Consider the following 9,975-nt stretch of genomic DNA (forward strand, 5'->3'; position numbering starts at 1 on the left):
CCGCCGATCTCTGGAGCGTTCCGAGCTTTACGGAAATGGCGCGCGAAGGCATGGACATCGAGCGATGGAACCTGCTGCATCCGACCGAAGAGCGTCGTGTCTCGCACGTGACCAAGTTGCTGAAGGACGCCAAGGGTCCGGTGATTGCATCGACGGATTATGTGCGCGCACTGGTTGACCAGATTCGCGGTTACGTGCCGAACAAGTTTGTCGTGCTCGGCACGGACGGTTATGGCCGTTCGGACACGCGTGAAAAGCTGCGCCATTTCTTCGAAGTCGACCGCTACTGGGTCACCGTCGCGGCGCTCAATGCGCTGGCCGACGAAGGCACGATCGACCGCAAGATTGTCGCCGACGCGATCAAGAAGTACGCGCTCGACCCTGCTAAACCCAACCCGATGACGGTTTAACGCATCGGCCCCCGAGTGTTGTTGCGCGAAGTCGCCTTGCTTGCCAGCAGGGCGATTTTCGCGTCGCGACCCAGGAGACAATAAACAATGAGTCAAGCGATCGAAGTCAAGGTGCCGGATATCGGTGATTACACGGACATTCCGGTGATCGAAGTGCTGGTGAAAGTTGGGGATACCGTCGAGAAGGAGCAATCGCTCGTCACGCTCGAATCCGATAAAGCGACCATGGACGTGCCCAGCTCGGCAGCCGGCGTCGTGAAGGAAGTGAAGGTCAAGGTTGGCGACAATGTGTCGGAAGGCGCGTTGATCGTCGTGCTGGAAGCGGCTGAATCGGGCGGCACGGCTGCTGCACCAAAGGCAGCTGAAAAGCCTGCCGAAGCACCTGCCCAGGAAAAGGCGCCTGCGGCGGCTGCGGCCGTTGCATCGTCGGGCGGCGGATCGGTTGAAGTGAAGGTGCCGGATATTGGCGACTTCAAGGACATCCCGGTCATCGAAGTGAACGTGAAGGTCGGCGACAAGGTCGAGAAGGAGCAATCGCTCGTTACGCTCGAATCCGATAAAGCCACCATGGACGTGCCGTCTCCCGCAGCGGGCACGGTCAAGGAACTCAAGGTCAAGGTGGGTGACAACGTCTCGGAAGGCACATTGATTCTTGTGCTGGAAGGCGGTGAAGGAGCGGCCGCGCCTGCCGCTGCGCCCAAGCAGGAAGCACCAAAGACAGAAGCACCGTCGGATGCACCGGCGAAGTCCGCGCCGGCCCAGAAAGAGGCGCCGTCCGCACTCGCGCTCGCTCCGGCTATTCCGGCGGGCGAAGGCGGGGCGCACACGTCGAGCCATGCGTCGCCGTCCGTGCGTAAATTTGCGCGCGAACTCGGAGTGGATGTCGCGTCCGTCAAGGGCACGGGTCCCAAGAACCGCATCACGCAAGCTGACGTAACCGCGTTCGTGAAGGGCGTGATGAGCGGCCAGGGTAAAGCGCCGGCGGCAACCGCCGCAGCGCCGGCCGGTGGCGGCGAGTTGAACCTGCTGCCGTGGCCGAAGGTTGACTTCACGAAGTTCGGTCCTGTCGATCCGAAGCCGCTGTCGCGCATCAAGAAGATTTCGGGCGCGAATCTGCATCGCAACTGGGTCATGATTCCGCACGTCACGAACAACGACGAAGCCGATATCACCGACCTCGAGGCGCTGCGTGTGACGCTGAACAAGGAAAACGAAAAGGCCGGCGTGAAGTTCACCATGCTCGCGTTCGTGATCAAGGCGGTGGTTGCCGCATTGAAGAAATTCCCGACGTTCAATGCGAGCCTCGATGGCGATAACCTCGTCTTCAAGCAGTATTACAACATTGGTTTTGCCGCCGATACCCCGAACGGTTTGATGGTTCCGGTGATTCGGGACGCGGACAAGAAGGGCCTCGTCGATGTCGCCAAGGAGATGGCCGATCTGTCGAAGGCGGCGCGCGAAGGCAAGCTCAAGCCGGACCAGATGCAAGGCGGCTGTTTCTCGATTTCGTCACTGGGTGGCATCGGTGGAACGCATTTCACGCCGATCATCAATGCGCCTGAAGTGGCAATCCTGGGATTGTCGCGCGGCGCGATGAAGCCGGTGTGGGACGGCAAGGCGTTTGTACCTCGCCTGATTCTGCCTTTGTCGCTGTCGTACGATCATCGGGTTATCGATGGCGCCGAGGCCGCGCGGTTCAATGCCTACCTTTCTGCTGTGCTGGCGGATTTCCGTCGTGTGAGTCTTTGATTTTTGTGCTTGGCGGGCCGCTTGTGTTGGGCCGCCAGCCGCTTCATTGAACCTGCTTTGCACTGCATTTTGCGAGTCGCCCCTGTGCGGGGCGGCACTTACTTTCTTTGAATTGCCAAAGAAAGTAAGCAAAGAAAGGCAAGTCTGCCGACGGCAGAACCAAGGGCTACGCGTTGCGTTCTTGTCTCTTGGTTTTGCCCGCTTCCTTCTTAGGGGACAACATGAGTCTCACCGAACTTAAAGTACCCGATATCGGCGATTTCAAAGACGTCGATGTCGTCGAAGTGAATATCAAAGCCGGCGACGCCATCGAGAAAGAACAAGGCGTCCTCACCCTCGAATCCGACAAAGCCTCCATCGAAGTGCCGAGCGACCTCGTGGGTACGGTCAAGGAAGTCAAGGTAAAAGCCGGCGATAAAGTCTCGCAAGGCACCGTGATCGCAGTGGTGGAAACAGCCGACGCCGGCAGCGAAAAGCCCGCCGCACCCGCCGAAAAGCCCGCTGCGACGAAAGCCGATGCGCCCGCGCCAAAGGAAGCCGCCGCGTCCAAGCCCGCTGAACAAAAACCCGCAGGCGGTGGCTCGCAAGATGTGAAGGTGCCGGACATCGGCGATTTCACCGACATCCCGGTTATCGAGATTCACGTGAAGGCCGGCGATACGGTCGAGAAAGAACAATCGCTCGTCACGCTCGAATCCGACAAAGCGACCATGGACGTGCCGTCTCCTGCAGCGGGCACGGTCAAGGAAGTTAAGGTCAAGATCGGCGACAACGTCTCCGAAGGCTCGGTCATCCTCACGCTGGAAGGCCAGGGCGGTGGTGTCAGCCAGGTCGAGGAAAAACCGACGCCGGCCGCGCCGAAGACCGCTGCGCCGCAACCGGCTGAAAAAGCCACTGCCGCGCCTGCACCGAAGGCCGCGTCGTTCTCCGGTTCCGCTGATATCGAATGCGACATGCTCGTGCTCGGCGCCGGCCCCGGCGGCTATTCGGCGGCGTTCCGCGCAGCCGACCTCGGCATGAAGACGGTTATCGTCGAACGGTATGAAACGCTTGGCGGCGTATGCCTGAACGTGGGCTGCATTCCATCGAAAGCCTTGCTTCACGCGGCGTCCATCACTGACGCAGCGAAGGAACTCGCGCATCACGGCATCTCGTTCGGTGAACCAACGATCGATCTCGACAAGCTCCGCGACTTCAAGTCTGGCGTCGTCAAGAAACTGACCGGCGGACTGGCCGGCATGGCGAAAGCGCGCAAGGTTCAGGTGGTGACGGGTGTCGGCAAATTCGTCGGCCCGAATCACATGGAGATCGAAGGCAAGGACGGCAAAAAGGTTGTGCAGTTCAAGAACTCGATCATCGCGGCCGGTTCGCAAGCCGTGAAGCTGCCGTTCATGCCGGACGATCCGCGCGTCGTCGATTCAACCGGCGCGCTCGAACTGCGCCAGATCCCGAAGCGCATGCTCGTGATCGGCGGCGGCATTATCGGACTGGAAATGGCGACCGTGTATGCGTCATTGGGCGCGGAAATCGATGTGGTTGAAATGCTAGATATCCTGATGGCCGGCGCGGATCGTGACCTCGTGAAGGTGTGGGAGAAATTCAACGCCAAGCGTTTCGCGAACGTCATGCTCAAGACGAAAACGACCAAGGCGGAAGCGAAGGACGACGGCATCTATGTGAGCTTCGAAGGTGAAAAAGCACCCGCTGAAGCACAGCGTTATGACCTCGTGCTCGTGGCTGTCGGCCGCAGCCCGAACGGCGGCAAGATCGGCGCGGACAAGGCTGGCGTGGCGGTGACGGATCGCGGGTTCATCAACGTCGACAAGCAGTTGCGTACGAACGTCGAACATATTTTCGCGATCGGCGATCTGGTCGGCCAGCCGATGCTCGCACACAAGGCCGTGCACGAAGGCCATGTTGCGGCGGAAGCGGCGCATGGCGAAAAGTCCTACTTCGACGCATTGCAGATTCCGTCGGTGGCCTACACCGATCCGGAAGTGGCGTGGGCCGGCAAGACTGAAGACCAGTGCAAGGCCGAAGGCATCAAGTACGGCAAGGCCTCGTTCCCGTGGGCTGCATCGGGCCGGGCGATTGCGAACGGTCGCGACGAAGGTTTCACCAAGCTCATCTTCGACGAAGAAACGCACCGGATCATCGGCGGCGGGATCGTGGGATTGAATGCGGGCGACCTGATCAGTGAAGTGTGTCTGGCGATCGAGATGGGCGCGGACGCGGAGGATATCGGCAAGACGATCCATCCGCACCCAACGCTCGGCGAATCGATCGGCATGGCCGCTGAGTTGTACGAAGGCGTGTGTACGGATCTGCCGCCGCAGCGCAAGAAGTAGGGTGCGGTTGGCGGGTTGAAAAAGCGGCGCGTTCCGTCAGGAACGCGCCGCTTTGTTTTTTGCGGGCCTGTGCGTTGGACTTCGCAGCTCGGCGGTGAGAATGCACAAAAGAGAGCACGAAAAAAAACCGCCCCAACTTTCGTTGGAACGGTTTTCCATGCAGCCTGACCATCTCGCGGCACCACCGGATTTCCCGGCGCCACCGCGTGCGAATGAATTCGCTTAGACCGTCTTCTTGGCAGCGCGCGAAGCTTGAGCCGTAGCTTGCGAAGCAGCCTTCGTGGCGGCCGTAGCGGCTGCGTTGAAGTTGCTTTCTGCGATCTCGACAGCTTGCTTGCTTGCCTTGTGGATCGTTTCGTACGTGGTGTTGGCGGCGGTGATGGCCGATTTCATCACGGCGACAGCCGTTTCCGAACCTGCCGGTGCGTTCTTCGCGACGTTTTCTACGAGCGTTTGCACCTTGCGGTTCTGGTCTTCGTACTGCTCTTCGGCGACACGGGCAAATTCAGCTTGCGTCGACGATGCGATTTCATACAGATGACGGCCATAGGACAGCGCCTTTTCCGCGACCGGCTGAGCCAGGCTGGCTTGCAGTGCGAGCAGTTCTTGCGCATCCTTCACCGACAACACGCGTTGCGCGTTTTCCTGGCTTTCAGCCAGCGTCGACTTCACAACTTGCAGATTCAGTTCAAGCAGCTTTTCCAGACCTTCAAATGCCTTGTTCGTCAGGCCGAAGAGGGTATCGAATTGCGCTTTGTTTGCAGCGGCGATTTGTTCCGGGGTCAAAAGGGTCATGTCACGCTCCTGAAAGTCGACCCATCATCAGCGCGGGTCGTGGGTTTTGGCGGAGACCGGAAATCCGGAAACCGTATGAGGCGATCAGCTATTGGTGCGTCGCAACATGAAGCCTATTCTAGGCATATTCCTAAAGATGTCAAGTATCTTTTTGTGCGACGCAACATCCGATGAATGCTTATTAAACAATGGCTTACGAGCGCGCTACTTTGTAGTGGAACTACATTCCGAGATACGTTGCACCAGCTTGGGGCGGAAGTCGCAAACGCTGTCCGTGCACGGATCGCGAGTCTGGAAAAGTGGAATTCTGTTTCGAATGAAAGCCTTTTATAGCGATCGGTTCGTGTTGCCGTTGCCGTCCGGCCATCGGTTTCCTATGCAAAAATATTACCTTTTGCGCGAGCGTGTTCAGGCCGAACTGCCTGGTGTCGTGTTGAACGAAGCGCCTGTCGCAGCTGATTCCGAGCTGGCGCGCGTTCATGCGGCCGATTACATCGAGCGGGTGGTGACTGGTGCGCTCGATGCCCGCGAGCAGCGAGAGATTGGCTTTCCGTGGTCGCCGGAAATGGTGGAACGCTCCCGGCGCTCTGTCGGGGCGACGATCGCCGCGTGCCATGCCGCTAGTCAGGATGGTTTTGCGGCGAATCTGGCGGGCGGCACGCATCATTCATATGGGTCACACGGCGCGGGGTTCTGTGTGTTCAACGACGCAGCGGTCGCCGCGCGGGCACTGCAGGCAGAGGCGCTGCAGCGCGGTGAGCATAAGCCGCACATAGCGATCGTCGATCTCGACGTGCATCAGGGCAACGGAACCGCTGCCATCTTCCAGGATGATCCGAGTGTTTTCACGCTGTCGCTGCATGGCACGTCGAATTATCCGTTCAGCAAGGAGATTGGCGATCTCGATGTCGCGCTCCCCGACGGCTGCGGTGACAACGCCTATATAGAAGCGCTGGAAGAGGGTTTGTCGACGATGTTCGGCCGTTTTGAACCTGCCATGCTTATTTATCTGGCGGGCGCCGATCCGCACGTTGACGACCGCCTGGGACGGCTTGCGCTAAGCGTCGATGGCCTCGCGAGACGCGATTCCCTCGTGTTCAGCGCCGCTACCGAACGAGATTTACCCGTGGCGATAACCATGGCGGGCGGCTACGGACACGATATCAACGTCACCGTCGACATTCATCTCCAGACCATTCAGCTTGCCGCCGTCGCATTCGGTGTCCGGCGCGATTCGAACGCACTCGGTACACTGCGTTCGGGAAAATTTCATTTGAAACGGTTTGAAACGCAGTAAACCAAATGTGTTAACGCGACGTTAACATTCGAGATCGGCTGTTTTCGTCAAAGTTTGTTGAACAAAAACTTTCGATACCAGTCGAAATGCGGTTGAGAATCGGCATGTCTTGCCGAAAAGCTCCGTTTCCTGTTGCTGTCCACACCATTAGTGAAATTTTTGCCTTGAGGGCAGGATCAAAAAATCTTCCTCAAGTTTTACAGACTATTGCCGATAAGAGGCTGATAGCCAAGGTCGGGCAATAAAGAGTGGCAGTTAAAACGATTGCATCATCGGCGATGATTTTTTACGATCGGAACTCAGAATTTGTTCGCTTCGATAAATCGTGTCTTACAAACCGGTTTAAGTAGTGCGGATAAGTGCTTAATATTGCTAATTTTTCGAAGCTTTACTACACTGGCGACACTCTCCCGCCGGTCCAGAACAGAACACTAATGAAAACCGAAATGTTTTCGTCGCTCAGGGTGATCCACGGCGTTGCAGTCCGCACTGCGCTGTCGGTTGCCGTGTCGGTGGCGCTCGCGACGTCTTTCGCGACCGCACCGGTCGACGCTTTTGCCAAGACTACAACCTCGAAATCCACCAAGAAGCTGGCCAAGGGCGCAGTTGCTGCGCCGCAAGCTAAATCCGTCAAGTCGTCGAAAGTTGCTGCACGCACTGCCAAGGGGGCGAAGGGTGCGAAGGTCGCTCAAGTTGCCGCGGTTCAGGACGACGAGACGCCGCGCGCCACGCGCCGGCATCGTGTCAGTTACCGGATGGACGCGCGCGGCCGTCGTGCTGCCGTGCGTTCGGTGGCGTTCCAGCCGCGTCCGCCCACCGTTGGCCAGGCGTTCGGCCTGCACGAGACGCCGGACAGCCTTGCGTTGCGCTCGAGCGTTGCGTACGTCGTGGACCAGAACACAGCAGAAACCCTCTTCGATAAAAACTCCCGCGCCGTGGTGCCTATCGCTTCAATCACGAAGTTGATGACGGCCATGGTCGTGCTTGACTCCAAGGCGCCCCTGACCGAAGACATCGCAGTCACCGACGAAGATCGCGACTACGAGAAATTCACGGGTTCGCGTCTTTCAGTCGGCTCTGAGCTTAATCGCGAAGACATGCTGCATATCGCGCTGATGGCGTCGGAAAATCGCGCGGCTGCGGCGTTGTCGCGTTATTACCCGAATGGGCGTCCTGGGTTTATCGCTGCGATGAACGCTAAAGCGAAGATGCTCGGCATGACCGACACGCACTTCGAAAACTCGACCGGGTTGACGAGTCAGAATGTATCGAGCGCCCGTGATCTCGTGAAAATGGTGAACGCGGCGTATCAATATCCGCTGATTCGCAAGTTCTCGACCGATCGTAGCTACGACGTGTTTACCGGCAAGCGCAATATTGCGTACAACAGCACGAATGCACTGATCCGGAATCCGAGCTGGGATATCGGCTTGCAGAAGACCGGTTTCATTAACGAGGCAGGCGAATGCATGGTGATGCAGACGACCATTCATGGCCGCCCGGTCGTGATGGTCTTGCTCGATTCGTCAGGCAAGTATTCGCGTTTCGCCGATGCCGGCCGTTTGCGCGGTTTCCTTGAGAGCGAAACTGCTGGTGCTGGCGAGCCGCATATCACCAGCGCTGATGCGGGTGGCGGCGGTACCTGAAGCGGTTGAGCATCTCGTGTTGGGCATCTCGTTTCGGTCCCAACGTTAAAAAACCGGCCTTATCGTTCGATAAGGCCGGTTTTTTATCGCTTGCGAATGCTGCGAATCCTTCGTAGTCACACGGAAAATGTTAGCGCTGCTGCGAATCCGCGCTAGCTTCCGGGCGATAACCGAGCGAGCGAGAAATCTCCAGCGCGGTGCCGCTGAGTTGATTCAGCCATGAGTCTTGCAGCCGGTCGGCGGGTGCAGAAAGTGAGAGGCCCGCGACGAGCCGTCCGGTGTCGTCGTAAATGCCGGCGGCGATGCAGCGAACCCCCAGTTCCAGTTCCTCGTTATCGCGGGCGCATGCCTGGCTGCGCACGAACGACAATTCACGCTCGAGCTTGCCGATATCCGTAATGCTGTTCTGTGTGTGGCCGGAGAGGCCGGTTCGCGTGGCATACGCGCGCACGCGGGCGGATTCGTCGGCGGCGAGAAAGAGTTTCCCCACCGACGTCAGGTGCAGCGGCGCACGGCCACCAATCGCTCGTACGACCTGCATGCCGGAGCGTTCAGAATAAGCTCGTTCTATATAGACAATCTCATCGCCCTGTCGCACGGAGAGATTGACCGTCTGGCCTGTCTGCCGATGCAGTTCGCGCATGGGTGGCATGGCGGCTTCGCGCACCGAAAGCCGCGCCTTGACCAGATTGCCGAGTTCGAGCAGGCGCATGCCAAGCCGATACGTGCCGGGGTCCGATCGGTCGACCAGACGGCACGTCACCATGTCGTTCAGGATGCGATGCGCGGTGGACGGATGCAGCGACGTGCTCTGGGAGAGTTCTTTCAGGCTGACGGGGTCGGTGTGCGCGGCGAGCGCGTCGAGCAAGCGCATCATGCGCTCGATCACCTGTATGGACGTTCGGGATTCCGGGTTCGTATCGCTCATGGAGAAAATCAGTTGATACGTCAAACAGCGGAATAATGATTGTATCTCGTATTGTGAAAAGTGCGAAAGGCTCTGCGGAACGAACGGCGCGGCAGTGAAGATTTTCTGCAGACAATAAAAACCGCCCGAAACCTTGGAGGCGTTCGGGCGGCGTCAGCTGCAAGCGAGGCGAGCAGAGGGCTAGTGGTTATGCTCAGGTTGTTGCGCCGGCCCTTTGCCCCAATTAGATTTGCCAATATACGGCACTGACCCGCGCGACTGCTGCACCTGCGGAGCGGGCGTTGGCGCCGGTGGTCTGCCAGGGTTGCCCGCCTGTTGCGGCGGCCTGCCGCCTTGAGGGCCGCCTGCTTGCGGTCCGCCATGACCCCCCCGATCTCCGCCTCCATTGTTTCCCCGATCGCCGCGGTCGCCCCGGTTTCCGCCGCCCCGGTCACCCCAGCCGCCCTGAGGCGGCGGCCGGCGATAACCCGGGCCGTCGTTCCAATAGCGAGGGCCCGGGCCGCCGTAATATGCGTTGCCACCACCGATGACCACGCCCGACTGAACCACGGGTCCGCCATAGCCGTAACCGGCTTCGTAGCCCGGCGGGTAGCCGGCGTAGCCCGGCGGATAGGCGGAATAGCCGCCGTCAGTCGCATAAGCGGGCGTACCGTCCGGATAGACTGCGCAGCCTGACACCAAGGCGGACGAAGCGAGAATCAGGCTTGTAATAGTGAGTTTCATCATGAGCGGAAAGGCATTCCTTAAACTAATTACCGTATCTGACAGTTTCGCGGAGCGTATGTCGCAAGAAGTTTGTAAA

General features: G+C 58.9%; 7 protein-coding genes and 1 pseudogene. 5 read left to right on the forward strand and 3 right to left on the reverse strand.

Going from position 1 to position 9,975, the window contains the following annotated elements; all coding sequences use genetic code 11:
• From aceE to lpdA, 3 genes and pseudogenes are all read left to right on the forward strand, one after another.
• A pseudogene (gene aceE, locus JWR14_RS16755) lies at positions 1 to 410 on the forward strand (pyruvate dehydrogenase (acetyl-transferring), homodimeric type); the annotation flags it as partial.
• A gap of 87 nt (positions 411 to 497) precedes the next feature.
• The gene (aceF, locus tag JWR14_RS16760; RefSeq protein ID WP_299708740.1) at positions 498 to 2,159 is read left to right on the forward strand and encodes a dihydrolipoyllysine-residue acetyltransferase; all 1,662 of its coding nucleotides are present in this window, start codon (positions 498 to 500) and stop codon (positions 2,157 to 2,159) included.
• A 221-nt stretch (positions 2,160 to 2,380) separates the two neighbouring features.
• Positions 2,381 to 4,507 carry a dihydrolipoyl dehydrogenase gene (gene lpdA / locus JWR14_RS16765; protein WP_299708743.1) on the forward strand — a complete coding sequence of 709 codons (2,127 nt, stop codon included), beginning with the start codon at positions 2,381 to 2,383 and terminating at the stop codon, positions 4,505 to 4,507.
• Positions 4,508 to 4,729: 222 nt separating this feature from the next.
• Here lpdA and JWR14_RS16770 read toward each other — a convergent pair whose 3' ends face one another.
• Positions 4,730 to 5,302, reverse strand: coding sequence for a phasin family protein (locus tag JWR14_RS16770; RefSeq protein ID WP_031363884.1), 573 nt, complete (start codon positions 5,300 to 5,302; stop codon positions 4,730 to 4,732).
• 316 nt (positions 5,303 to 5,618) lie between these two features.
• On the opposite strand from JWR14_RS16770, the gene JWR14_RS16775 reads away from it, so the two are divergent.
• The gene (locus tag JWR14_RS16775; protein ID WP_299708748.1) at positions 5,619 to 6,599 is read left to right on the forward strand and encodes a histone deacetylase; all 981 of its coding nucleotides are present in this window, start codon (positions 5,619 to 5,621) and stop codon (positions 6,597 to 6,599) included.
• 434 nt (positions 6,600 to 7,033) lie between these two features.
• Complete coding sequence (gene pbpG / locus JWR14_RS16780) at positions 7,034 to 8,245, forward strand: D-alanyl-D-alanine endopeptidase (RefSeq protein WP_299708751.1); 1,212 nt, start codon at positions 7,034 to 7,036, stop codon at positions 8,243 to 8,245.
• A gap of 130 nt (positions 8,246 to 8,375) precedes the next feature.
• On the opposite strand, the gene JWR14_RS16785 is transcribed toward pbpG, so the two are convergent.
• Both JWR14_RS16785 and JWR14_RS16790 read right to left on the reverse strand, forming a co-directional pair.
• On the reverse strand, positions 8,376 to 9,173 hold the full coding sequence (locus tag JWR14_RS16785) for an IclR family transcriptional regulator (protein WP_299708754.1): 798 nt from the start codon (positions 9,171 to 9,173) through the stop codon (positions 8,376 to 8,378).
• Between the two features lie 180 nt (positions 9,174 to 9,353).
• Positions 9,354 to 9,899: a hypothetical protein gene (locus JWR14_RS16790; protein ID WP_299708756.1), complete on the reverse strand. Its 546-nt coding sequence runs from the start codon at positions 9,897 to 9,899 to the stop codon at positions 9,354 to 9,356.
• Positions 9,900 to 9,975: the final 76 nt, after the last annotated feature.

The organism is Caballeronia sp., from assembly GCF_028292365.1.
Classification (GTDB): domain Bacteria; phylum Pseudomonadota; class Gammaproteobacteria; order Burkholderiales; family Burkholderiaceae; genus Caballeronia.